Source organism: Adlercreutzia wanghongyangiae (genome assembly GCF_035989245.1).
Taxonomy (GTDB): Bacteria; Actinomycetota; Coriobacteriia; order Coriobacteriales; family Eggerthellaceae; genus Adlercreutzia; species Adlercreutzia wanghongyangiae.
This window is the reverse complement of sequence record NZ_JAYMFF010000002.1, coordinates 522962-547156: the sequence shown is the minus strand read 5'-3', so window position 1 is coordinate 547156 and position 24195 is coordinate 522962. Positions and strand designations below refer to the sequence as shown.

At 64.0% G+C, this 24195-nt stretch carries 19 protein-coding genes and 1 tRNA gene; 5 read left to right on the top strand and 15 right to left on the bottom strand.

Annotated elements, in window-relative coordinates; all coding sequences use genetic code 11:
- Positions 1–660: 660 nt before the first annotated feature.
- From VIN30_RS02600 to VIN30_RS02580, 5 genes are all read right to left on the bottom strand, one after another.
- Positions 661–2349, bottom strand: a complete 1689-nt coding sequence (locus VIN30_RS02600; RefSeq protein ID WP_326424073.1) for an FAD-dependent oxidoreductase — start codon at positions 2347–2349, stop codon at positions 661–663.
- A gap of 196 nt (positions 2350–2545) precedes the next feature.
- Positions 2546–3997, bottom strand: a complete 1452-nt coding sequence (locus VIN30_RS02595; RefSeq protein WP_338209046.1) for a helix-turn-helix domain-containing protein — start codon at positions 3995–3997, stop codon at positions 2546–2548.
- A gap of 136 nt (positions 3998–4133) precedes the next feature.
- Positions 4134–4209 (bottom strand) — tRNA-Ala (locus VIN30_RS02590).
- Between the two features lie 104 nt (positions 4210–4313).
- Complete coding sequence (locus VIN30_RS02585) at positions 4314–5168, bottom strand: P-loop NTPase (protein ID WP_338209044.1); 855 nt, start codon at positions 5166–5168, stop codon at positions 4314–4316.
- Between the two features lie 141 nt (positions 5169–5309).
- Positions 5310–5627, bottom strand: coding sequence for a CDP-alcohol phosphatidyltransferase (locus VIN30_RS02580; RefSeq protein ID WP_326424077.1), 318 nt, complete (start codon positions 5625–5627; stop codon positions 5310–5312).
- 150 nt (positions 5628–5777) lie between these two features.
- On the opposite strand from VIN30_RS02580, the gene VIN30_RS02575 reads away from it, so the two are divergent.
- Entirely contained in the window at positions 5778–6299 is a 522-nt protein-coding gene (locus VIN30_RS02575) for a metallophosphoesterase family protein (protein ID WP_338209042.1), read from the top strand.
- Between the two features lie 75 nt (positions 6300–6374).
- Here the strand turns inward: VIN30_RS02575 and VIN30_RS02570 are convergent, their stop codons facing one another.
- Positions 6375–6863: a PIN domain-containing protein gene (locus VIN30_RS02570; RefSeq protein ID WP_338209041.1), complete on the bottom strand. Its 489-nt coding sequence runs from the start codon at positions 6861–6863 to the stop codon at positions 6375–6377.
- Positions 6860–7216, bottom strand: a complete 357-nt coding sequence (locus tag VIN30_RS02565; RefSeq protein WP_326424081.1) for a hypothetical protein — start codon at positions 7214–7216, stop codon at positions 6860–6862. The genes VIN30_RS02570 and VIN30_RS02565 overlap by 4 nt, the downstream gene beginning before the upstream one ends.
- A gap of 190 nt (positions 7217–7406) precedes the next feature.
- Here VIN30_RS02565 and VIN30_RS02560 point away from each other — a divergent pair, with 190 nt between their 5' ends.
- Complete coding sequence (locus tag VIN30_RS02560; RefSeq protein WP_338209039.1) at positions 7407–8288, top strand: Fic family protein; 882 nt, start codon at positions 7407–7409, stop codon at positions 8286–8288.
- A 109-nt stretch (positions 8289–8397) separates the two neighbouring features.
- Here the strand turns inward: VIN30_RS02560 and VIN30_RS02555 are convergent, their stop codons facing one another.
- The 4 genes from VIN30_RS02555 to VIN30_RS02540 form a co-directional block, all read right to left on the bottom strand.
- Positions 8398–9249: a dimethyl sulfoxide reductase anchor subunit family protein gene (locus VIN30_RS02555; protein ID WP_338209038.1), complete on the bottom strand. Its 852-nt coding sequence runs from the start codon at positions 9247–9249 to the stop codon at positions 8398–8400.
- 84 nt (positions 9250–9333) lie between these two features.
- Positions 9334–10236, bottom strand: a complete 903-nt coding sequence (locus tag VIN30_RS02550; RefSeq protein WP_338209036.1) for a dimethyl sulfoxide reductase anchor subunit family protein — start codon at positions 10234–10236, stop codon at positions 9334–9336.
- A complete protein-coding gene (locus VIN30_RS02545; protein WP_338209034.1) occupies positions 10237–10851 on the bottom strand; it encodes a 4Fe-4S dicluster domain-containing protein in 615 nt (204 codons plus the stop codon).
- Positions 10852–10854: 3 nt separating this feature from the next.
- Positions 10855–13284, bottom strand: a complete 2430-nt coding sequence (locus VIN30_RS02540; protein ID WP_338209032.1) for a DMSO/selenate family reductase complex A subunit — start codon at positions 13282–13284, stop codon at positions 10855–10857.
- Positions 13285–13616: 332 nt separating this feature from the next.
- On the opposite strand from VIN30_RS02540, the gene VIN30_RS02535 reads away from it, so the two are divergent.
- Entirely contained in the window at positions 13617–15305 is a 1689-nt protein-coding gene (locus tag VIN30_RS02535; protein ID WP_338209031.1) for a helix-turn-helix transcriptional regulator, read from the top strand.
- Positions 15306–15394: 89 nt separating this feature from the next.
- On the opposite strand, the gene dmsD is transcribed toward VIN30_RS02535, so the two are convergent.
- The 4 genes from dmsD to VIN30_RS02515 all read right to left on the bottom strand — a co-directional run bounded on the left by dmsD (position 15395) and on the right by VIN30_RS02515 (position 20562).
- Positions 15395–16078: a Tat proofreading chaperone DmsD gene (gene dmsD / locus VIN30_RS02530; protein WP_338209029.1), complete on the bottom strand. Its 684-nt coding sequence runs from the start codon at positions 16076–16078 to the stop codon at positions 15395–15397.
- A gap of 105 nt (positions 16079–16183) precedes the next feature.
- Entirely contained in the window at positions 16184–16792 is a 609-nt protein-coding gene (locus tag VIN30_RS02525) for a GNAT family N-acetyltransferase (RefSeq protein ID WP_338209027.1), read from the bottom strand.
- 253 nt (positions 16793–17045) lie between these two features.
- On the bottom strand, positions 17046–18140 hold the full coding sequence (locus tag VIN30_RS02520; RefSeq protein WP_338209025.1) for an ATP-binding protein: 1095 nt from the start codon (positions 18138–18140) through the stop codon (positions 17046–17048).
- A gap of 127 nt (positions 18141–18267) precedes the next feature.
- Positions 18268–20562 (bottom strand): hypothetical protein, encoded by a 2295-nt coding sequence (locus VIN30_RS02515; RefSeq protein ID WP_338209023.1) that lies wholly within the window; start codon positions 20560–20562, stop codon positions 18268–18270.
- 304 nt (positions 20563–20866) lie between these two features.
- Between VIN30_RS02515 and VIN30_RS02510 the strand changes: the two genes are divergently transcribed.
- The gene (locus VIN30_RS02510; protein WP_338209021.1) at positions 20867–22513 is read left to right on the top strand and encodes a vWA domain-containing protein; all 1647 of its coding nucleotides are present in this window, start codon (positions 20867–20869) and stop codon (positions 22511–22513) included.
- Between the two features lie 60 nt (positions 22514–22573).
- On the top strand, positions 22574–24097 hold the full coding sequence (locus VIN30_RS02505) for an ATP-binding protein (protein WP_338209019.1): 1524 nt from the start codon (positions 22574–22576) through the stop codon (positions 24095–24097).
- The last annotated feature ends 98 nt before the right edge of the window (positions 24098–24195 follow it).

The following is a 24195-nucleotide window of genomic DNA, read 5'->3' as shown; positions in this document are numbered from 1 at the left end:
CCGCACACCACTGCAACAGAACCCACACATTCCTGTAAACTACCTGAAAACTCAAGCAGGAAACTCATATTTCACCTGGGAAAACAGCTCTCTACTAGCCCGTCTCCTTCGCTGAACCCCTCTACAATTCCGCCCTCTATCGCTAGACGACCAGCTGCTGCACGAAAAGGGGGAGGGGCGGCACCCGCCACAAGGTGCCGCCCCTCCCCTGGCCTCAAACACGAAGATCTCTATGCTGAATTCGATTCGATCCTCGCACTTTGGCCAAAAATACTACGATTTCTAAGACCTTCAGCCCCGCTAAGCATCCTTACCCATAGAGATCTGTCCATTTGCGACCACAATTAACCGGATTCTGCGACCCATCGCCGCGTAATTCTTAGACATCTTGCCTTTTCCGGCCAAAACTTTCTATATGGGCGGGAGCGCCTTATAAATCTCCTCATTTTCGTCCAAACCCCGTGTGTTCGAGATCTCGGCCTTCGGCCGCGGCCGATTTTACACGGGAGACGAGCGTCTCCCGCCCTGAGCGTGAGCCTTGCGTTAGGATGCTGCGCCACAGGAGGCCCCCTCTGCTATGAATCTCGACAACTCACAGCTTGGCGGGAGCCTCCTTATTTGTCACTATCTGGATGCAAGCAGCGTCTTGGCACTAAACACCTAGTCTTCGAAACCGACGGCGTAGCCCTCGATCGTCGTGCCCTTGGCCAGAGCCTGGCCCACTAAGCGCCCATAGGTCATGCCGCGGCCATGACTCGTACCCGGCAACGTTACCGGATACGAATTCGCGAAGAAATCGCCCTGCGCGTTGCCGATGGCGAACAGGCCGCCGATGGGCGTGTCCTCCTCGTCGAGCACCTGGGAATTCTGGTCCACGCGCAGGCCGTAGGGCAACGCCAGCATCCATGCAGACACGTTGCTGGCGTAGAACGGGCCGTCCTTCACCGAGCTGAGGAAGCGCGGGGGCACACCGAAATCGGGGTCTTCACCCGCATCGCAGAAGGAGTTGTAGCGCTCCACAGTCTGCTGAAGCGTTTCGAATGGAACGCCGATGGCCTCGGCCAACTCCTCCAGCGTCTCGCCCTTGAAGAACGTGCCCTCGGACACCGCCTGCTCCACCTTCTCCTGCAGGCCGTCCATGAAGGAGGCCGACTTCACCGGCTCCTGGCGCTGGGCATGCTCGGGGTAATGGGAATCCCAGATGGCCCAGGCAACACTGCCCGGCGTATTCATGCGCGCGTTGGTGACGATGGGCTCGAATCCCACCTCGCAGCAATAGCGCATGCCGTCGCGGTTCACCGTAAGCCAGCAGGTATCGAAGCCCGGACCCATAACCGCGAGGTTCACCGGATGGATGATGGGCGCGGGATAGCACGGCGACAGAGCCGCCCCGATCCACCGGCCCATGATGATGCCGTCGCCCCGATTGCCGCCCACCGGCGTGTAGTCGGACTTGTCGGAGCGCAGGGCCATGGGGCAGAAGCACGCTTTCATTTCCTCGTTGTCGGTAATGCCGCCCGTGGCGAGGATAACGCCCTTGGTCGCGTTCACGCGCTTGTAGCCGTCGGCGTTGCTCACGATGACGGCCACCACGGCTCCGTCCTCCTTCACCAGCTGCTCGGCCTGGGTGTTGAACTCGAACACCGCGCCGCGAGCCTGGGCGTCGTCGGCCACCATGCTGATGAAATAGCCCACGTTCCACGGCTGCTCGGGCAAAGAACTACCCTCGGGGATGGTGAACTTGTGGGCCGTGCGGAACTGCTTGAAGCGGTCTTCGAGCGTGTCCCAGTCAGATCGGGCCGTCATCTCGCTGTTCAGGATAACCTCATAGCCCAGATCGGTGGCCATGTCGATATAGTGGTCCATCACCTCGCCGCTGCGCTCCACGAACTGTTTGATGAGGAAGTAGTTGCCCTCGGACTGACCCCACTGATAGATGAGCCGGGAAGCCAGCGCCTTGTCGATGTCGACGCCCTGCTCCTTCTGCAGCTTCGATCCCACCGCACCGATGTCGGTTCCGTGAGCCGTAATGCCCTCGAATTTCTCCACTACCAATACACTGGCGCCCGCCTCAGCTGCTGCCTGAGCGGCAGTGCAGCCCGCAATGCCGGCGCCGATAACCACCACGTCGTAGGTCTCCTCGGCCGACACCTCGGGCATTGCCGGAGCGGAACGCAACCACGCATAGGAATCGTCCAAGCCGGTGGCGGCGCCTGAATCCTGTGACCCCGCCGTTGCAAGCGGCTTCTCGGCCGGCGCGCACCCGGCAAGCCCCGCCAGCGCAGCGACTGCTCCAGCCAATGCGGTTCCCGAGACGAATGTGCGGCGCGAAAGTGTCTTGTCGTGCATGTTGCCCTCCTCCTGATCGTGTGACAGTAGCGGGGAGGAAGCCCCCGCACATCGCAGCATAGGGGTCGGCCGCCGCGCCCGTAAGCGCCCAGCGGGGGTGAAATACGCCGAACCGCCCTTCACCCCTCGCGGGCTACAGGTGTCCAAGGGAATGACCAGGAAAAACAAGAACCGGCGAATTCAGCACCGAAGAAGACTAACGGGCAATCATGCCTTTGCGCTCTTGCTCCATTCGCTGTTCCACCAACGATTGCGCCTCTTTTTTGGAATGGATGTCGAGCTTCGCGTAAATACGACGCGTGTGCGATTTCACGGTATCGGTGGAAATGTGGCATATCTCGCGAATGTCGGCGCGGTCCTTCCCGAGCGCAAGCAGATGGAATATCTCCACCTCACGAGGCGACAGGCCTCCCTCGGCCGCCACCAGCTCGCTGCAGCGCTTGAAGTCCAAGGCGCGCTGCTCGTCGGTGCTCGCCAGACCTGCCCGGCGGTTCTTCCCGAACAGGTAGGCGAATACCACCACGAACAGGTACACCACAACCAGCGACACAATGGTGATCGTCTGGGATGCCTCCGAGGCTACCAACGCCATAGCGTCGCTCGCCAGTGATCCGCCCAGCGAGCCGCCGAGAAACGAGAGCAGCCCCACAGCGAAAACAACCAGGGGTGCTCGACGGGAATTCTGAGCACGGTCGGCACAAAACACCCACAGTAGCGAATAGAAGTAGCTATGGCCCACCGTGAACACGATAACAGGCAACGGCAAACCGCCGATGAACTGGGGCAGCAGCAGAAAGCCCGCAGCCAGCAAAGGGAAGGATATCTGACATACCAAGTACAGTTCGCTGCCTTTGCGAAAGAACACCGTGGTTGCCGCGAGTAGCAACCCGGCACCGGCAATGCCCATCACCGTGGCCGTCGTCACCTGGCCGAAGGACCCCTCCGCGAACGAAAGGCTCACTCCGCGCATAATGCCGTAGACCAGGCCCACGAGCACCGCCAGCCCCACGAGGCTCAGGCCGCTGGGCGCGCCAGGCACCGGCGCGACATCGGCAGTGCACGGCGCAAGATGTCGATTGGCCCGCACCAACAGTGCTCCCGCCACAACGGGCATGGCCACCACAGCCATCTGCACGCCCCACCAAGGCAGCAGCATCACCACGCCGAAGAACGCTGCCGTCAGAAACGAATAGGCCGTCATGTCGAAAAGCACCCGACGCGGGGCGAGCCGGGCCAGGTGGTCTCCCCATGCCAGGAAGGCAAAGCCGCTGCCCAGCCCCGTGCCCGCAACGCCCAAAAGCACCAGGGGGAGCGACGGGAATATCGCCGACCACGCCAGGGCCATCGCGCCTGCGGCCATCAAGCCGTGGCCGAGCATCACCGCGCCTGCGCTCAGCGAGGCCGGGAGATGCTTGCGCAACGCCAGCACCAGGGCGAATGTTGCTAGCGTCGCACCGAGCGATAACGTCCACACTTGCTGTTGGGGAGCCAGCGGCAAAGGCCACGCCGCAACCGGCGCCAAAGCTGGCGAGGCAAAGACGATCTGAAGCCACGCCCAGAACAAACCCATGCCCAGCACGCGCGCAGGATGATGCCGCACCTCGTCGGATGCGATTTCGACGAACCCCTTCAGATCGCCTGAAGCCATCGTCGGCACTCCTCCCTTACGACCCATCCCAACAGACCCCGGCCGCTCTCGGACACGGCCCGCGTCTTATATTATCGCGCACGCAGGTTCTACAAACGAAAGAAGCCGGGTCAGGCGACCCGGCTTCTGAAATTAATGGTGGAGCCTAGGGGGATCGAACCCCTGACCTCATGGCTGCCAGCCATGCGCTCTCCCAGCTGAGCTAAGGCCCCGAAAAAGTGCGAGGACTATATTAACACAACGGCCCGCGCGCGCAAGAACTTTTTTGAAAAAATTTCCCGCGCCGCCGAAACTGCCTCGCCATGAGCTCGTTCGCCTACTCAGCGGCCTCGGCGGACACCTTCTCCACCTGGGCGATGATGTCATCCAGGGCGCCCTCCACGTTGTAGGCCTCAACGCGACCCTCGTCCACCAGACGGGCGAAGGAAGGATCCATCGGCAGGGTGGCCACGGCGGGGATGCCGTACTTCTCGGCCACAGCCGCGCCCTGGGGCTCGCCGAAAATATGGTGCTCCTTGCCGCAGTCGTCGCACTTGAAGTAGGCCATGTTCTCCACCAGGCCCACCACCGGCACCTCCAGCGACTTCGCCAAGTTCACGGCCTTGCCCACGATCATGGCTACCAGCTCCTGCGGGGCCGACACGGTCACAATGCCGTCCACGGGCAGCGACTGGAAGACGGTCAGGAACACGTCGGACGTTCCCGGGGGCATGTCCACGAACATGTAGTCCACGTCGCCCCAGTTCACTTCCTGCCAGAACTGCTTGATGGCGCCGGTGACCACCGGGCCGCGCCAGGCCACGGGCATGTCGCCCTCGGGCAGCATGAGATTCACGGACATCACCTCGATGCCGCTGGCCGACTTGGCCGGATTGATGCCGTCGGCGTCGGCCGTCAGGCGCGCATCCACGCCGAAGGACTTCGGGATGGACGGGCCGGTGATGTCGGCGTCCAGAATGGCCACCTTATGGCCGCGCTTGTTCATTTCCGCAGCGAGCAAGCTGGTGACCAGCGACTTGCCCACCCCGCCCTTGCCGGACACCACGCCGATGACGTGCTTCACGTTGGAGCGCTTGTTAGGCGCCAGGGTGGAGGGGCCGGCCTCGGCGGTGCGGTCACCGCAGCCCGAAACGCCGCAGCTGGAGCACTCGTGGGTGCATTCTTCTGCCATGGTTCCTTCTTTCTCTCTTCTCAGACGGCCGCATTATCCGCGGCCAAGATAGTTCGTGGGGCATCATAGCACAAAGGCCGCGCAAGGCGGCCTTTGCAGAGGGGCGTAATTTCCTGGGAAAATAAGCCGAGCGGCGAAGCTCTAGAAATCCTCAGGCATGTCCTTGCCGTCGCCCGATGCGTAGAACGTGGCCTCGGCCGCCAGGTCGCGCACCGACTTGCCGTCGTGGAAGGGCAGGTCGAGGAACTCGGCGATGGTGGGCACAAGCGGGCTGCAGTCAACGTAGTGGCCCTTCTCGTTGAACTGGTTGGTGTCCTGGGCGCGCCAGTACTGATCGTTCACATCGGTGAGGTAGTACAAGCCATCGGCCACTTCCATATACAGGGAGTGGTTCGTGTGCAGGTAGGTGGGCAGCTCGTCGAAGGTGATGTCCAGAGCCTCAACGTCCTTCTTTCCCATGAATGCTCCTGTTCTCGTGCAGACCGGTGGCCGCCTTCGGCCGTTGGCGTTATCATAGCAGACATCGCGGCGGCCCCGCGCTCCATAGCGGCGCGCCACCAATTCGCTACGTTGCGCCGTCGGGAAATGCGGCGCGTGCAAGGAGAACCCATGACGCTGATCGGCATCATTTCCGACACCCACGGCAGCTTAAGCCCGCAGGCCTATGCGGCGCTGGCCGACTGCGACCACATCATCCACGCCGGCGACATCGGCGGCCCGGCCATTTTGCGCGAGCTGGAAACCCTGGCGCCCGTGACGGCCGTGCTGGGCAACAACGACTTCGCGGAATACGGCAGCGCCGTGGACCATTTCGCGCGCCCGGTGATTGACGGCGTGAAGTTCCTGGTGGGCCACAAGCCCGGCGACGTGCGCGTGAACCGCGGCGGAGCCTCGAAGGGCCTGGGGCCGGGCGACCCCATTCCCGATGTGATCATCCACGGGCACACCCACGTGCCCGAGCTGGTCGTGGGGCCCGAGGCGCGTCCCGCCAGCATATATATGTGCCCCGGCGCCGTGTGCCGCCCGCGCAGCGACTTCGGCCGCACCATCGCGAAAATGCAGGTGGAGAACGGCCGCGTGCTGCACACCACCATCGAAACCCTGAACGGCAAGGTGCTGCTGGAGGCATAGCGGAGGCGACGGCCCGCCGGGCAACACCCGCACTCGCAGCAAGCGCATTCGCGACGGATCCGCTGCCGCCGATTGCTACCGTTTCAGGTAGGCGAGCATATCGGCGCTGGTGAAGACGGGGATGGCAGCCTTACCGAAAAGCGCACGATCGTTAGTGACCAGGTAATCGGCCTTCGACTCTTCCGCAGCCGCCAAAATGAGGTCGTCTTCGAAATCGCCATGGAGGGCGCGATAGTGGGTGGCGAGCCATATCTGAGGCTCGCCCACTGGAATGGCAACGGCGATGGAGGTCATGTTCTTGAGGAAAGCCCAGGTCAGATCGGAGCAGGACCGCGCGTCTTCTTCCGAGAGCTCTCCCTTCTCCTCGCGAACCAATCGCTTCAGCTCGCTGCCGGCGAGAAAGAAAAGATCCTTAGTAGAAGTTGCGGCGTAGGCCAAGGTGTAATTCTGCTCGTTCGCGTAGGCAATGAGCTCACGCGCCGCCTCACTTCCCTCACGATGGGCGAAATAGTTGTCTATCCAGATATTTGTGTCGAGAAGCAGCGTTGGATGCTCTTTGGTCATAGCAGGCCCTTCGCTTCCCAGCGCTCTCGGTACGCCTGCTCCTTGAGCTCATTGAGCGGAAGGGGCTTGGCGCGTTCGGGCGAGAGTCCCAGACTCGCCAGACCCTCATCGGCAAGACGCCAGCCATCCTCGATAGCCCGGGCACGCGCGCTTATCTCGTCGTCCTCTGCCGCCTGCTGCCCTAAAAAGCGCAGGGCGCGCTGAATGCGCACCGGATTGTTCCGATTGCGCGCAGCAAAATCCCACAGACCACGCACGGCGCGGGCAGGGGTAAGCCCGACACTTTCTAGCGCAAGATTCCCCTCGATACGTACCTGGTTATCGATGCGGATGTTCATCTGAGACAAAGCCATAGCTGCCCCCTCCCTTAGCAATACGGTATAGCAAAGTATATCATCTGCTATACCGAGTTGGCTAGCGGCACCGCGACCTTGTTTTGCACCTCTCAACCAGCAGCGTGACGGCGCGCGCTTCTCTGCGCACCCATCTTCACTTCATACCTCCATGCTAGAATGGCGGCCGATCTGCGATGGGAGGAAACCTTTGGAAGACGCCTACGGATACGAACGCTACGGGGAGCCGTACAGCTACGACACGCGCGACCGGCGCGTGCGTATCGCTCGCGGGCTGCAGGCCGTCGACGGGCTCACCACCAGCGCCGCTTTCGATGAGCCGGCCCAGCGTTATGTGGAAGGCGAGATCAGCGCCGTACAACTGCGCGACATCGTAGACGACTACTACGACCAGCGCGTAGGACGAGCCGTCGATCGCCATTCCGAGGAGGCCGACCGCGTGAGCAGCCGCATCTGCGATCTGCTGGATTCCAGCGGCTTCACGCTCTCTGTGGCGAGCTTGCAGACCATCCACGAGCGCCTGTTCCGAGGCCTTATGGAAGACTCCTACTATGAAAAGCACTTCCGCGACTACAACTTCTCGAAGCGCGAGTTCGTGCTTGCGCGCGAATCGGTAGAATACGGCGACTACGAGACGCTGGAGGAGGAGCTTGCGGCGGCGCTCTCCGCTTTTGAGCCCGCGCCTTACCGCGCCGATGATATCGCGCCCTACGTCAGCAGCGTGTCCGCACTCATCACCAAGCTCTGGCAGGTTCACCCCTTCGCCGAGGGCAACACGCGCACCGTTGCCGTATTCCTGCAGAAGCTGCTGCGCAGCCACGGATTCGGCAACATCACCAACGAGGCATTCGAGCAGTACTCACTGAACTTCCGCAATGCTCTCGTGCGCGCCTGCTACCGCAACGTGCCTTTGGGCGTGGCACCTGACCCCACCTACATTGATACCTTCGTCGCCTGCCTCTTGCGCAACGAGCCCTTCCCCTACCGCAACCGCGCCATGGCCGCCGCCGAACTGTTCCGTGCTAAGGGAATGATCCCGCCCCAAGACGAAAATCGCTCGCTACTGGGGTAACGAAGTCCGGCCACTGTCTGAACTCGGAGGCATGTTGAACGGCCCTTCGCAGCAGCCGAGCGTTTGACATGACAGGGGCCGCCGAGGCCTCGCCCGAGAGATGCTGCCCCTACACGCCGGCGGTCATGCGCATGGCGTAGAACGTGAAGCGCACGAGAAAACACGCGACGAGCACGGCCAGCACGCACGACCCCTCCACGAAGGTGCGATGCGGACCGCGATGCTGCTCGGCCCAGGCGCAGGCTCCCAAAGCTGCGGTGGCCAGCACCGCGAAGGCTGCGATAACCGCCGGGGTCCACGGCACCAGATCGGGGGCAGCCACCAGCGTCGTCTCGATAGAGGCCAGATCGGCCCATTGAATGCCCAGTACCACGGCGTTCCCCACCGTGGCCGCCGCACCCGCCAGAAGCGCGAGGGCCGCGAAGCGGGCGCCCGGCGCCTGACCGGCCGCAGCCAGGCCGAACAGTCCCACAGGCACACCGCTGGCCAGGGCTCCCAGCCACAGCGTAACGGGCACTGTGGGCAGCGCCCAAGTGGGCACCCAGGGAATGCTGTACGCCACGGAAATGAAGTAGAGCGCCACGGCTGCAGCGATCAGTACCACCGTCACCGCTACCCGGCGCAGGCGCTCGGACACGTCGTCGCGAAACGACACCATCCACCAGGCGCCGCCCGCCACCAAAAACGCCACCACGGCCACCACCTCGTTGGCCAGAGGCGAGCGTCCCGCCCCCGACAGCACGTACAACGCGTTCGCGGGCGTGCCCAAATGGGTGGCCGAGGCGATAAGCCCGGTGATAACCAGTACCAGAGGAACGACCAGGTAGCGGCTGGCCGCCTCGGCCCGCGCGCGATCACGCACGGCAACCGTGTACAGGGCCATGACCGCGTAGCCCACCAGGCCGGCGGGCGCGATGGTAGTGAACAGCACCAGCGTTATCTCGTTCAAGGCCGTTTCCATGGTGTTCCTTTCACGGCAACGCCCCGCAGGCACGTAGCCTGCGGGGCGGAAAGCCTCCTCGGGGAAATTATGGCATAGACGATGCTACAGCGCGATGCCCATGTACAGCCCGTAGAAGGCAATGCGCACGATGAAGATGCCCGCGGCCGCCAGCACCGCGGCACCCACGGCGAACACCGGCGCCACCACGATACGACCTGCCGCCGCCTGGGCACCTTCGGCGCCAGCCGCACCGGCGCTGCGCTTGCCCAGGAAGATCATCACCACGGCCGCAGCGGCGCACAGGCCGAACGCGCCCACCATCAGCCCCAGGTCGGGCACTAGGCCGCTCGCCGCGCCCCAGATGTTCGCCACGGCATCCAAACCGGCCGCCTGGGCACCCAAAGCCGCCAGGGCCAGCACCGCGCCCACGCCTGCCAGCACCGCGCCGCACAGCGGAGCCTGCGTCGGCAGGGCAACGCGGGCCATGGCACACACGGCCGATCCCAGAGCCGCACCACCCGTCAGGGCGTAGCCCAGCATGGCCACCACACCCAGGGGGTTATTCCACGTGGGCACCGTGGGAATGAGGTAGGCCATGCCACAGGCAGCGGCCACCGCCAGCGACCCGACGGCCAGCACCACCAGCAAGCCCGTGCGCACGCCGCCGGAAGTCGGCAACTTGCCCGCCAGACCGCACAGCCAATACACCAGGGCCACCACCGAGAACAGCACGACGACCAGCAGCTCGTTCGACAACGGCGAGCGGCCCACGCCGGCAAACACCTCGAAGGCAGCCAGCGGATTCGCCAGGTGCAGGAAGGCGGCAACCATGGCCAGCAGCATCACCACCGCGGGCAGAGCCGTCCACCGATCCAGGCGGCGCGCCTCCTCGGCCGTGGGCTTACCGGCAATGAACGCGTAGGCGATCACGATGAACGACGCGGCGGCCATGGGGGCCAAGGTCGTGAACAGGGCCAAAGGCGCCTCGGAGAATCCCGTTCCCATTTACTTCACCTCCAGTTTGTTGGCCACGCGGCAGTCGGTGGAGCCGGCCGGCTTCGCCGACGCGCAAGGCACGATGTACAGGTTGGGTTTCGTCAGGTCGGCCTCGGGCAGCGGCGCCACATTCGCGCGCTCGCCCTCGGGCAGCTGGTCCACCGGCGCGAACGCCAGGGCACGCATCGAGCAGGCCTCCACGCAGACGGGGGTCTTCCCCGCTTCCACGCGGCTCTTGCAGCCGTCGCACTTGGTGGAGTGCCCCGCCTCGCGATCAACCTTCGGGTTGTCGTAGGGGCAGGCCATAGCACAGTAGCCGCAGCCGATGCAGCGATGCTCGTCCACCGACACGATGCCGCTCTCGTCCTTGTGCATGGCGCCGGTGGGGCACACCTCGGTGCAGGCCGGGTTGTCGCAATGCTGGCAGGAGAACGCCGTGTAGTAGGTGTAGGAATCGGTCGTCCACGCGCCGGCGTCATCGCGCTTCCAACCGCCGCCCTCGATCTCGTACACATGGCGGAACGTATGCTCGGGCGCCAGGTCATGATAGTCGCGGCAAGCGGCCTCGCAGGTTTTGCAGCCGGTGCAGCGCGTGGCGTCGAAATGGAATCCGTACTGAGTCATGGCTTAGCCCTCCACCTTCTCAATCGAGCCGATAACGCTGTGCTGGCCGGTGCCCTTCGACACGGGGTTGCAGTGGCGGCTGGTGATGGTGTTCGTGCAGCCGCCGTGATCGATGCGGTCGCCCGCCATGTCGGCGGAATGCCACGCGCCCTGGGGGTGCATGATGGTGCCGGGAATAACGCGGTTGGTCACCTTCGCGATGGTGCGCATCTCGCCCTGAGCGCTCTTCAGGGCCACCGCATCGCCGTCGGCGATGCCGAGCGGCTCGGCGTCAATGGGGTTGATCCACGCCTGGAAGGGCGACAGCTTGTGCAGCACCTCGTTGTGGGCGTAGGTGGAATGCACCGTGCCCTTGGCATGGAAGTCCACGATGAGGAAGGGGAACTCCTCGGTGGTGGTGCCGGGGCCATCGAAACCGGGATAGTACACGGGGATGGCCGAGATCACGTCGCCCTCGCCCAGCTCCCAGGTTTCCGCCAGCTCGGCCAGCTCGGGAGAATAGATCTGAATCTTGCCCGTGGCCGTTTCCAGCGGGTTGGCCACCGGGTCGGCGATGAAGTCGTCCACCTCGGTGGAGGGCTCTACCTCAAAAGTGAACGAGCCCATGGCCACGCCCTCGTCGTAGGTGGGCAGGTCCAGGTCGGCCTGCTCCTCGCGCAGCTCGTCGTACAGCTTGCGGCACCAGTCCTCGCGGGTCAGACCACCCTCGGAGTACTCGTCGTACACGCCCAGGCGCTTCGCCAGCTCGCCGCACACCTCGTACACCTCGCGGCGCTCGAAGGCCGGTTCGCTGACCGGCTGGCCGAAACGAATGCCGTACACGTCGTTGTTCTCACCCGCCGCCGACAAGCTGTAGGTTTCCTGGGGCGTCAGGTCGGGCAGCACGATGTCAGCCCAGTTGCAGGAGTCGGTCCACGCCACGTCGTACTGCAGGATGAACTCGCACAGGCTCTCGTCGCGCAGGATGTCGGTGGTGTAGTTGATGTCGGCATTCTGGTTGGCCATCATGTTGTTGCCGTAGTTCACCAGGAACTTCACGCCGCACTTCAGAGCATCGGCGTTCTTGATGCCGGCGTTGGTGGCAGTCAGCTTCTCGCCGTCGCGAATGGCCTCGGGCCACAGGAAGTTGGGGAACTTCGTCTCAATGGGGTTGTCCCCAGTGGGAAGCGACGAGAGGCCGATGTCGTCGTTGCCCACGGTGCCGCCGGAATTGGTGCCGGGGCGGCCCACCTGGCCCACCAGCTGGGGCAGCACCATAATGGCGCGCGAAGCGTTGTCGCCGTTGGTGTGGCGCTGGGGCCCCAGGCCCTGGCAGATGAAGCAGGGGTCGGCCTCGGCGATCTCGTGAGCCAGCGACACAATGCGCTCAGCCGGCACAGCAGTAATCTTGCTGGCCCATTCCGGGGTCTTCTCCACCTTGTCATAGCCGGTGCCCAAGATGTAGTCGCAGTAGGACAGATTCTTGCCCTGGGCCTCGGGCGGCAGCGTGGCCTCGTCGAAGCCCACGCAGTAGGTGTTCAGGAACTCGTGATCCACCAGGGCCTGGGTAATCAGCTCGTGGGCGATGCCCGCGGCCAGGGCGGCGTCGGTGCCGGGCACAATGGGAATCCACTCGGCGCCCAAGTTCGCCGCCGTCTCGTTGCGGCGCGGATCGATCACGATGGCGCGCACGCCCTTTTGCTTCATGGCCACAGCCAGGTCGTAGCCCTCGCCGTCACCCGACATGCGCATATCGTTGGGGGCGTAGCCGAACATCACCACCAACTGGCCGGGCTGCAGCGTCTTCAGCGAGCGCTTGCCCCAGCTGCCACCGTAAGTGAACGGGTAGGCACCGAAGCTGATGGAGGCGCTGGAATAGCTGCCGTAGCGGGTCACCTCGCCGCCCAGCAGGTTGAACAGGCGGAAGAAAGGATTGTTCATCATGATGTTCTGCTCAACACCCGAGCATTCCTGGATGAACACGGCCTCATTGCCGTAGGTGTCCACCACGCGCTTGAATTCGCTGGCGATGGTGTCCAGGGCCTCGTCCCAGCTGATGCGCTCGTACTGTCCCTCGCCGCGAGCCGTGCCGGCCACGCGACGCATGGGGTAGTTCAGGCGGTCGGCGCTGGAAAGCCAGGGGCGGATGGAGCGGCCGCGCAGGCAGGCGCGGGCCTGCACGCCGCCGAAGGCGCCGTCGCCGTTGGTGTCAGATTCAACATAGGCCAGCTCGCCGTCGCGCACGTGGCACTGCAACACGCAAGCGCCACCGCAGTTCACGTGGCAGTGGGTCCACACGATGGTATCGTCGGCTCCCTCGTCGGCGACAGCCAGGGCCGGGGCCGCCGCGGTGAAGGCGGCCGTCGCGCCGGCACCGGTGGCAGCCAAGGCGCCCAGGGCGCCGCCGGCCTTCACGAAGGTGCGGCGATTCATGCTCAGCTTCTCGTCTTTCATAGATGCACTCCCTCAAGTCTCTTCTCTGCTTGGCGGGTCGCTCGCTTCCCCGGCCCCGTCGAGCCGGCGAGGGGCGAGCCGGGCGCGACGCCCGCGGTTAAGCGGGAGCGTCAACGCCGCGGGCGTTGGCCATGCGCTGGGGCCATTGTAGGGTGCGGACGGGCGCAACGTTGTCACCAGATTCTGGTGGTTTTTTCAAAACGCCTGTTCAGAGCCTTGTCATCACCACACCTGGTGACAAGTTTCTTCCGCCTCTCATACCCCGCCACCTTCGTCGGCTGGTAGAATAGCCACCCAGAAAAGCTGTGGGGGAACACCGTGAGAGGGGGGTTATGGACCAGCTGCGAGCGCTCCGTCCCGACGTGGCCAGCTTCGGCTACGCAGTCATTCTGTCCATCAACGCCACGTCTATTTGGGGTGGCATCTTCCCCTATTTGCCCGCCTGTTGCCAAACCGATGTGGCAACCATCGCCTACTATTGCATCCAGATTCTCGCCTTCGCCGTCACGTTCTGCGGGGCGATGGCCCTTATCTGGAAGCGCCCCGCCGCCAGCGGGCGATCATCGGTGATGGCCTTCGCGCTGCCGCTGTGCCTGGGCCCCCTGATGCTGGTAGGGGCCATGTACGTGGAGGACGTAGCCCGGCTGCTCATTGTGGGCGCATCGCTGCTGGTAGGATTCGGCCTTGCTGGATTCATGATGTGTTGGCAGCGCGTGTTCGCCGCCATGAACGCCGAGCGCGGCAACTTGACCCTCATCAAGGGCACGGGCTACTCGGCTTTGCTGTACCTGGCCATCTGCCTGGTGCCCGCAGCGCTAACCGCCTACCTTATTCCGCTGGTGCTGGTACCCTTGGCGGGCCTGTGCCTGTGGCTGGCCAACCGCAGCGTGTCGCTGGATCAGCCCATGTTCGAAGACGTGCCCCGCGAGCACCGCACGGTGTACCGCAATGCCCTGCGCGCCTCCATCTCGCCCGCGCTTTCAGTGGGCGCGCTGGGGTTCTGCGCCGGCGCCATCCGCTTCATCGCCATCACCCACCAAGAACTTATCAGCGCCATCAACATCTTCTCGATGGTGGTGCTGCTGCTTATCATGCTGGGATTCTTCGGCCGCTGGCAGCGCCGCACCCTGCGCATCGGGCTGCCCACGGTGTTCCGCACCCTGTTTCCCGTTGCGGCGGTGTGCCTGATGGTACTGCCCTTCGCGGGCAACAGCTTCGTCACCATCGGCTTCGGCATCAGTAATGCCTGCTTCATGCTGGCCTGCGTGTTCATGATGATGCACTGCGGGCAGATGTCGCGCGATTCGGGCATCAACCCTGTGTTTATCTACGCATTCTACGGCGCCATCGCCTATTTGCCGCAGACAGCAGGCTACGGCGCGGGCTATCTGTCGGGCATCGAGTTCACGTGGGGACCCGAGCCGTTCTCGCTGGTGGCGCTGGCGTCGCTGTTCGTGCTGCTGATGGTGTCGTTGTTCGGCTACCGCCAAACCCTGGGAGCCACCGACGCCTTGGAGTTCCTGGCCCTGGGGTTGGCGAAGGAACCAGGCACCCTTCGGGCGGAAGCAACTGCCAGCGGCAATTCCGGGGGGGCGGTCTTCAGCCCGCCCGCAACAGCCGGCCGCAATTCCGTAGGGGCGGCCTTCAGGCCGCCCGCAACTATCGACAATACCCGCGGGCGGGCTGAAGCCCGTCCCTACGAAGACGCTGCGGCCCCATCAGAAGCGTTCGCTTCCGCGGAAAGCCCGACCGTCGACGCTGGCAATGAAGCGGCAGCCGACGCGGCGCGTGATGCGCTGGCCCTGCGATGCCGCCGCGTCAGCGAGGTCTTCGGGCTTTCGTCGCGCGAAACCGAGGTGATGGAGCTGATCGCCCGCGGCTATTCGGGCCCGGCCATCGCCGAGATGCTGTTCATCTCCGAGAACACCATGCGCACCCACAACAAGCGCATCTACGCCAAGCTGAACATCCACAAGAAGCAGGACATGATCGACCTCATCAACAACTTCGAAAACGCCTGAGCCACCGCGCTTGCTGACGCCGGCGTGGCGAGCAACACCAGTGTCATCTCGCCGAAAGCAGTAGCGGAGCCGTTCGTGGCCGCCGGAGTTTAACGATAGAAACGCGGCAGCGTCACCGCAAGCCCGCGCGCCTCGCCCATGCCCACCAATGTGGCGCGCGTCAGCTGCGCCAAGCCGCGATAGAAATCATGGGTGGTAGTCTCTTCCAAAAGGTCCAAGTAGTGGGACGCCCAGGTGAGCAGGTGGGCGGTCAGGTACTCGTCTACCAGTTCGGGGCGTTGCTGGGCCAGAAAGGCCAGCATGGCCAACATAAGGCCGATGTGATCCTCGGGCGTGCGCTCGTCGGTCGTGCGCTGAATGCCGTGCGCACGCATCCACGCGCGCAGCGCCAAGGTGCTCTCGCCGAAGATGACGCATTCGCGGTCGGTGTACACCGACCCCCACGGTGGTACAGGGAAGCGGCCGGGGCCCACGAACTGGCGACGGTACTCCCACACCAAATCATCGTGGTCAGCGCCGGCGGCTAGGCCCGCGTGCATCAACGTCAGAGCGGCAGCGGCAACATCGGCGTCGGCAAAGGGCCACTCGGCAGCAGCAGCCGCTACATCAAGGTCGGCCATAGCAGCAAAGGAATCGGCCGCGTCGCCCGTGCGCGGGTCGTTCAGAAAGAAAGGCGCCAGCGCAGCACCTGCAAACGCCACCGCCTCCATGGTCGCATCGATATCGGACACCGCCGCCTTACCGCCACTGGCCTGAACCACTTGCTCGGTCATATTCATCCCTTTCTCATATCGCAGGGGTATGGCACCCCTGCCGTCTCAGACGCTTGTGCCGTGGCGGTCGTTTCGGTCGCGACCGGAACGGCACCTCGTCGAACGTTACAGCACCAACTCGTACATGTTCACCTGGGTATCGCCGAGGGACGAATAGTGTACGGTCCACTCGCCCTTGTCCTCGAACCCGCACGATTCGTACAAGCCGCGACCACGCACGTTGTGGGGAAAGGTGTCGAGTCGCAAGGCCGCCAAACCCCGGGCGCGGGCCAGATCGGCCGTGGCGTTCACCAGCTGGCGGGCAAAACCGCGGCCGTGGTAGGTCGGCAGCGTCGCCACCACATGCAGCACGCCCACCTGCTCGGCTGGAACATTCACCGCCCAAGGCACAGCGTCATAGCCGGAAGCGCCCTCGTGATTCACCACCAAAGCGCAGGCGATAACCGAATCAGCGCCCCGCTCACCAAACGCAGGGTCGGCGCCTTCCGCATCAGAAGTCGTACCGGCCGTTTTTTCGCACGCTGCCCCAGGAGGCAAAAGCCCAATGACCACCTGCTCCCTCTCCAACGATGAGCGCAGAAACTCCGGCGAGGGGTGTACGCCGTGCTTCCACTGCACATCAAAATCGGTGCCTTGCATCTGATCGATCATTTCCGTATAGAAATCGAGCACCGCGTCGAACTCATCAGGCCGCGCCGCACGCACCTCAAGCATCGCCGCTCCCTTCTTCTGCAACGTCCCTCCACAATCGGCCGCATCTTCTCCAGCTAGTTGAAGCCTCTTTCTACGAGCAGTATAACGTCGCCATCGGCAAGCAGCCATCCGCAACCGCCTCTTGCCGCAGGCGCGCCCATGCAGATTCCCTCGCGCTTCACCATCGCCGTGCACGCGCTGCTGCACATCGCCCACTTCGACGGCCAGCAACACCCTGGCCGACTTGCTAAAAGACATCAGGTAGCTATTAATTCTACAGAAGTTGATCGCGAAGATAGTCTTTGAACATAGGGAGCTCGATGCGGATGCGCCCCTGGCCCATGTCACCGACAATGCCCTGCTCCTGCAAGCGTCGCTTATACTGCGAAGCATAGTTGCTTTTCTTGCCCAGACGCTGGGCCACATCCGCAAGCTCACTAGGTCCTTCATCCTCCAGCATGGCAGCAAGAAACCGCACGTCCCCTTTCGAGAGCTCGCGGAACGTCGTATCGAATACCTTTCGCTGCAAATCGTTGCGGGCGAACCGCGAGCCTTCCAGGACATCGTCCTCCGAGACGAGCGGGCTATTCGGCGAAGCGTTCCAAGCACGATAGCCGACGAGCTGCATCATATAGGGAAAGCCTCCAATGAGCTGAACGGCTTCCTTAAGCGCTTCCGGCGTCGCCTCCCGACCGCCTTCGTCGAAGGTTTTGCCAAGGGCCTCCTCCACTTCGAAGTCGGAGACGATGCCGATGCTGTAAAAATTGGCGCGGCGCAGAAACGAAACGGACTTGTCTTGCAAAAGAGCGCTGACATGGGCCGGCAGCCCCGCCATAAACAGGGCCACCTTGCGTCGCTCGCGCACGAAATGCTGGAACGCGGAGGCAAGCTGAATCATCTCGTCAAGATCGTCGCGCACCTCATCCACGGTGATAAGAAGTCCCGTGTCCGTTTCCGCGAGGGCGTCAAGAAGCTCACCCATGCGAATGCGCCACGTGGGAGCCACCTCCAAAGGGTCGGAGAACTGCACCTCGGCGATATCGCCCAGCTTCAAGCTCGCCAGCTTCGCCGACGCGCTTGTATCTATCAGATGGGCACTCGCAGCATAAGCCTGCTGAACGATTTCCTCAAGCATCCCCGGAAGCGCCGATACGTTAACCGATACCCAGCCCTGCGCCTGGGCCGCATCGGAGAGGTAGGTGAGCAGCGCCGTCTTCCCCGTGCCGCGCGCGCCGGAAATGATCGTTGTGAGATTGGGGTTGCCCGCGCCTTCTTCCAGAGCTGCAAGCAACTCACTGGTGATGTCCTCGCGCCCCGCCATAAATGCAGGGACGACTCCGAAGGTAGGGGTAAAGGGATTGCTCGCCATCATCGCTCCTTGACATCTTTTGCATCTTTTGCAATTTTTGCATCTTTTGCAACTTTTGCCAAGACCGGTAAAAGTTGCTGTCACCCGCGATAACGGGCAGGCTCCAGGCGCCTCGCGTCACACCCGCCTACAGCGCGAAGCGGTCGCGGGCGCGTTGGGGCGCAGAGGCGCGGGAGGTCTGGGCGCGATCGTGTTGCCAGTTCATGAGGAAGAGCACGCAGTCGGTGCGGTTGCTGGCGCGCAGGCACTCGATCTGGCGATCGAACAGCGCCGCGTCGTCCAGGAAACCCGCCTCGGCCAGGGCGCGCACCATGGCGATGTCGCCCTCCCGGGCCACATAGGCCACGGCATCGGCCGCGCGCTCGTGCAGGGCGTCCACGATACGGGCGCGCATCTCGGGCGCCAGGCGGAAGGGCGCGGCCACGCGATGCAGCAGGGCGCCCAGGTGGTCAGGCAGCCCGCGACCGGCGAGCAGCTGGTCGTCGTAGCGAGCAAAGTCGAAAGGCACGCCATCGATAGCCGCTTCCGTAAAGCAACTTATGAGCTGGTCAGAGGTGATGTGCACCACCGCATCGGCTGCCTCCAGCCGCACTACGGCGTACTCGAAGCTGCCCTCGCCGATGCTTTCCACGCTTGCGGGAATGAGCACCGGTCCCACCAGGCTGCGCGAGCAGAAGCAGTGGGCGCCGATGGACTGCAGGCCTGCGGGCAACATGAGTTTGCGCGTGCCCTTGCAGGCGTTTCCATCGTGCACCGTGCGCACCGTGTCGGGCAGCACCAGCGTGGCCGGCGCCGTGATGAGAGCGCGCTCGGCGATGGTCGCGAGCGGCATGCCCTGAACCATACGGGGCAGTGCCAACCGGTCGGTCACAGGCACAGGCGCCACCATGGCTGCCGCCGCTTCCGCGGCAATCTCACGGGGAGAAAGCGCCGCCCCCTTCCGCACCCGCGCATGGGCGGCCGATGAGAAGCGCCGCGACACCGAGTCGGGCGCGGGCGGTCCGGCCACGAGCCGCGCCTCGCCGTCGGCGAAGTCGTACCAGCACTGGTCTTCCTCCACTGCCTGGAAATCGGTGACGCGACCACTGCAGCGCTGCACGATGCGCGCGAGGGCACCTCGATCGCTTCCCCGCCAGATGGTCTCAGGATGCACTGTGCCGTCCACGCGCGTCAGCGAATCGGGGGCGTCCAGCACACGCGGAGGCGGGCAGCTCTTCGCAAAGGCGGCTGGCCCCATCACGCGCACGCCTTCGGGAAGAGCAAGCCGCTCCTCGTAGGGAGCTTCCGCGAACAACAGTCGCCACGGGCCGTTAGGCCGCACAGGCCCACCGGTTGGAGCGCCTGCGCCCTCCCCCACATGAAAGTCATTTGGGCCGCGCTCTGTTGCGGCATCGCAGTCTGCCCTGCCTTCCGCGTTCGCGTCGCCCATCTTTTCCAGCAGGCAGCCATCTTGCACGGCGAGGCGCTCGTTGGCGGCGCTTACCAGGTAGCGGCGCGCCTCCAGTCGCGGGTTCGGAAGCGCCAGATCCAGCGGAGCCGGATCGTAGGTGCGCACGCCCGCACCCAGGTACACCGCCTCGGCGCACACCGAGCCGAACGCCTGGGCACCCACTACTTCCACCGCGTCGGGCACCACCAAAAGGCGCACGTGGGCGCCGCTCGTGAAGCGCCGGGCGAAAGCCTCCGAGGCAATGCGCGTGACAGGCACGCCATCGATGGACGACGGCACCACGACCACCAGGTTGTCGGCAGGCAGCCCGTGCTCGGCCAGCACGCTCAGGTGCACTGCCGACACCGCGAAGCCATCGCCGTCGCGGCGCACCGTCAGGGGCACATTGGTGGCGAAGTGGCACAGCTCATCAGAAGTCCCGCCGGCTTCTTCCATTGTTTCACAACTATGCAAGAGCGTTTCACGGTCGGTATATGATGTTTCACGGATTGATTCGGGTGTTTCACGGCTTTCAGATGCTTCGCAGCATTGATCTGCCTCCCCTTCTACCGACGGCGTCCACCGGGGCGTCTGCCCCAACGTCCACAATTCGTGGGGCGTGAGTGTGCGAGCAGGCTCGCCCTGCGGCCCCGCGCTTCCGTGCACCGCCTCGCCCGTCCCCATACCTCCATGCACCGCATCTCCGATGAGGGCCATGCGCTCCTCGTCGGAGATACCCATGCCCAGCGCCCCCACGATGAGCAGATCGCCATCGGTGCCGGCAAGCTGTTCAGCTTCATCAAGCGCCGCATCGTGCACCCACGGCTTATAGGGGGCCAGTTGTGGACGCCAGTTCTCCCCCTCGATGGCATGGCCAGGCTCCTCCACCGTCACATCGGCCAGGGCCATACGCAGGGGATTTTCGCGCACGCGCGCAATAAGATCATCTATGGCGGTGGTATCGTCACGAAAGACCAGCGTGCCCGTATTCATAATTTTGTGCACCTTCCCAATTCGTGGGCCGCAGGGTTGTTTACCCCGCATGCGCCCCATGCTACACTACGCCTCGAAAGGGCACAATGACAAAAGAATCAGCTCTTAATGGTCACGAATTCGACTTTTGGTTTCTTACTCGCAAAATATGAGGTTTGAGATTATCGAAATACGTTAAATACACTTCTACGGCCCGTCAAATGGGGTATATCTGCACCTCATTTTTGCCTGAAACAACACAAAAGTCGAATTCGTGACCACCTGAAAGCAAAAGTATTGTCGTCTGGACCGCAAAGGAGGAGCGATGGGCGAAGAGCACCTCGAAAATTGCGCTGCAGCCGGCTTTAGCATGCAGCCGCGACCCGCCGCACCCCCCGAAAGCAACCTCAATTCGTCCACTCCGGCTAAAAGCAACGGCAATATGGAGGCGCTGGCGCTGGAAGCGCTCGATCTCGTGCGCAACGGCCTGCTCGTGAACTTGCGCTTCATGAGCGCCGCCTTCGCCCGCCTGGCTCCCTTGCCCCAACCCGGCGCCACCCTGGCCACCGACGGCGCCCACCTGCGCTTCGACCCTGCCAGCTGGGCGCGCACCTACGCGGCCGATGCCGCCGAGGCCAGCCGTGCCTATATGCACGTGGTGCTCCACAACGTGTTCCTGCACCTGTATCCGGGCGCGAACGTCGAGCCCGACCTATGGGACATCGCCTGCGATATGGTGGTGGAGTCGGTAATCGACCAGCTCGACCTGCCCGCCACGCGCACACCTCAGGCTGCCGCCTCGCGCCCCGAGCTGGAGCGCATGGCCGCCGAAGCCGGCCTCATGACCGCCGAGCGCGTGTACGCCGCCCTGCGCGACCGGCGCGAGGCCGGTGCCTCGCACGACGAGCTCGCCCGCCTGGGTGCCCGCTTCCACGTGGACGATCACCGCCCCTGGCACGCCGTCGTCGTCGCCGAAGGCACAAGCGACGCAGCGCCCGAAGGCGAGGCGACCGAAGGCGAAAGCCAGCGCAGCTCCGCCGCCGGTGCGGCCGACACCCCCGGCACCGACATGGACATCCCCGACGAGGCGGCCGACATGCCCTACTCGCACAAGGCCCATCGCGCCATGGACTCCGCCGACATCACCCAGAAAGAGGCGCCCGAGCACGCCGCCCGGGCCATCGGCGAGCGCTTCGCCGACACCGTGCAGCTGGACCGCTCCCGCGAGCAATGGGAGAACGCCGCCCTGGAAATGGGCATCCAACTGGACGCCTACGCGAAGCTGTGGGGTATTGAGGGGTCGAACCTCGCCATGAACCTGCGCAAGGTCACCCGCGAGAAGCACGACTACCGCGCCTTCTTGCGAAAGTTCGCGCGCATGGGCGAGCAGATCCGCGTGAACGACGACGAGTTCGACTACGTCTTCTACACCTACGGGCTTTCGCTCTACGGCAACCTGCCGCTCGTGGAGCCGGTGGAGTTCGCCGAGGAGAAGCGCATCCGCGACTTCGTCATCGCCATCGACACCTCGGCCTCCACCAAAGACGGCCTCGTGCGGAAGTTCATCGAGCGCACCTATTCTATCCTGGCCGACGAGGCCAGCTTCTTCACGCAGATGAACGTGCTCATCGTGCAGTGCGACGCGGCCGTCACCGACGTAGCGCGCATCACCTGCCTGCAAGATCTGGAACGCTACCTGGACAATCCCGTCATCAAGGGACTCGGTGGCACCGATTTTCGTCCCGTGTTCCGCTTCGTGGAAGACGCCCTGGCCGCCGGCGAGCTGAACGATTTGGGTGGCCTTATCTACTTCACCGACGGCCAGGGGACCTACCCCGCGCGACGGCCGCCCTTCGAGAGCGCCTTCGTGTTCCTCGACTCCGACGATGCCGCCGCGAGCGCGCCTGTGCCCCCATGGGCCATGAAAGTGGTACTGGACGACACCTTCGTACTGGAAGAGGAGCCTTTGTGAAAGTCGCCGCCCAACTCTAGCACGCCCCGTCACCGCCCCCGCACCCCTTAAGGAGCCCCTATGAACATCCGTGAAGCGAAGCAGCAGATCAAAAACGCCATGGTGGCCTACTTCACCAAAGACGAGTTCGGCAACTACCTGCTGCCGGCCGAGCGGCAGCGCCCGGTGTTCCTGCTGGGCGCGCCGGGCATCGGCAAGACGGCCATCATGGAGCAGATCGCCCAGGAGCTGGAAGTGGGCTTCGTATCCTACTCCATGACCCACCACACGCGTCAGAGCGCACTGGGCCTGCCCTTCATCGCCACGAAGACCTACGGCGGCCAGGAATACCAGGTGTCGGAGTACACCATGAGCGAGATTATCGCGTCGGTGTACGAGGCCATGGAAACCACCGGGCGCACCGAGGGGATCCTGTTTCTGGACGAGATCAACTGCGTGTCCGAAACGCTCACGCCGGCCATGCTGCAGTTCTTGCAGTACAAGGTGTTCGGGCGCCACGCGGTGCCCGCCGGCTGGATTGTGGTCACGGCCGGCAACCCGCCCGAGTACAACCGCACGGCCCGTGATTTCGACATTGCTACCTGGGACCGCTTAAAGCGCATTGAGGTGGAGCCCGACTACGACGTGTGGCGCGAGTTCGCCGTGGCCAGCGAGGTGCACCCGGCCGTCATCACCTACCTGGATATTGAGCGCGGGCACTTCTACGCCGTGGAAACCACCCCCGACGGCGCGTCGTTCGTGACGGCCCGCGGCTGGGACGACCTGTCGGCTATGATCAAGCTCTACGAGGCCCAGGGCCTTGCGGTGGACGAGCTGCTGGTGGAACAGTACGTCCAGAACGCCGACATCGCAAAGCGGTTCGCGATGTACTACGACCTGTTCACCAAGTACCGCAGCGACTACCAGATCGACCGCATCCTGGACGGCACCGCCGATGCGGGTCTGGCCGAACGCGCGCGACGGGCGCCCTTCGACGAGCGCGTGGCTGTGATGGGGCTTATCGTGGACGCCACCGTGGGCGTGCTGCGCCAGGCGGTGATGGAAGAGAAGGCCGCCGCCTTCACCCACGGCGTGCTGGCCGACCTGAAGGAGCGTCTGGCCGCCGAGGGCGTGGCCGAGGATGTCGATGCCGCCGCGCTCATCCGCGCCACGAGCACCGAGCTGGCGCATACCCGCGACGTGGAACGCGCCTCGAGCCTTCTTTCCGAGGAGCGCTACCGCTCCTTCGAGCGCGCCATCGGGCTTCTGGACGAAGCGCTGCGCACCGGGGCCGAGCTGCCCGACGGTGCCACGTTCGACCTGCTACGCGAGCGCTTCAACGAGCGCTTGGACGAGCTTGATGCTTCGGTGGACGCGGCCTCTGCGGCGCTCGACAACGTGTTCAAGTTCGTGGAAGAGGCCTTCGGCGAGGGCCAGGAAATGCTCATGCTGGTGACCGACCTGTCGGTGAGCCGCGCAGGCATGGCCTTCATCAACGACCACGGCTGCGAGCGCTACTTCGCCCACAACCAGAATTTGCAGTTCTACGAGCGCGGCAGCGACCTGGCCGCCCGCATCGACCGCATCACCCTGGACGAGGAATAGCACAAAACGCGGCACCATCCTTTAACGCAACCCTTGGCGAAAATGCCCCGTGGCTGCTGCCTCATGGCCCGCGCCCCCTGTGGCCCTGCGGCCCTGCT

Bases quoted from the DNA above. Each gene is read 5' to 3' on its own strand.
- VIN30_RS02575 (WP_338209042.1), top strand. From the start codon at position 5,778: ATGACGCTGATCGGCATCATTTCCGACACCCACGGCAGCTTAAGCCCG.
- VIN30_RS02550 (WP_338209036.1), bottom strand. From the start codon at position 10,236: ATGGGAACGGGATTCTCCGAGGCGCCTTTGGCCCTGTTCACGACCTTG.
- VIN30_RS02515 (WP_338209023.1), bottom strand. From the start codon at position 20,562: ATGAATACGGGCACGCTGGTCTTTCGTGACGATACCACCGCCATAGAT.
- VIN30_RS02510 (WP_338209021.1), top strand. From the start codon at position 20,867: ATGGGCGAAGAGCACCTCGAAAATTGCGCTGCAGCCGGCTTTAGCATG.
- VIN30_RS02525 (WP_338209027.1), bottom strand. From the start codon at position 16,792: ATGCTTGAGGTGCGTGCGGCGCGGCCTGATGAGTTCGACGCGGTGCTC.
- VIN30_RS02535 (WP_338209031.1), top strand. From the start codon at position 13,617: ATGGACCAGCTGCGAGCGCTCCGTCCCGACGTGGCCAGCTTCGGCTAC.
- dmsD (WP_338209029.1), bottom strand. From the start codon at position 16,078: ATGACCGAGCAAGTGGTTCAGGCCAGTGGCGGTAAGGCGGCGGTGTCC.
- VIN30_RS02555 (WP_338209038.1), bottom strand. From the start codon at position 9,249: ATGGAAACGGCCTTGAACGAGATAACGCTGGTGCTGTTCACTACCATC.
- VIN30_RS02565 (WP_326424081.1), bottom strand. From the start codon at position 7,216: ATGGCTTTGTCTCAGATGAACATCCGCATCGATAACCAGGTACGTATC.
- VIN30_RS02585 (WP_338209044.1), bottom strand. From the start codon at position 5,168: ATGGCAGAAGAATGCACCCACGAGTGCTCCAGCTGCGGCGTTTCGGGC.
- VIN30_RS02545 (WP_338209034.1), bottom strand. From the start codon at position 10,851: ATGACTCAGTACGGATTCCATTTCGACGCCACGCGCTGCACCGGCTGC.
- VIN30_RS02570 (WP_338209041.1), bottom strand. From the start codon at position 6,863: ATGACCAAAGAGCATCCAACGCTGCTTCTCGACACAAATATCTGGATA.
- VIN30_RS02600 (WP_326424073.1), bottom strand. From the start codon at position 2,349: ATGCACGACAAGACACTTTCGCGCCGCACATTCGTCTCGGGAACCGCA.
- VIN30_RS02520 (WP_338209025.1), bottom strand. From the start codon at position 18,140: ATGGCGAGCAATCCCTTTACCCCTACCTTCGGAGTCGTCCCTGCATTT.
- VIN30_RS02595 (WP_338209046.1), bottom strand. From the start codon at position 3,997: ATGGCTTCAGGCGATCTGAAGGGGTTCGTCGAAATCGCATCCGACGAG.
- VIN30_RS02540 (WP_338209032.1), bottom strand. From the start codon at position 13,284: ATGAAAGACGAGAAGCTGAGCATGAATCGCCGCACCTTCGTGAAGGCC.
- VIN30_RS02580 (WP_326424077.1), bottom strand. From the start codon at position 5,627: ATGGGAAAGAAGGACGTTGAGGCTCTGGACATCACCTTCGACGAGCTG.
- VIN30_RS02505 (WP_338209019.1), top strand. From the start codon at position 22,574: ATGAACATCCGTGAAGCGAAGCAGCAGATCAAAAACGCCATGGTGGCC.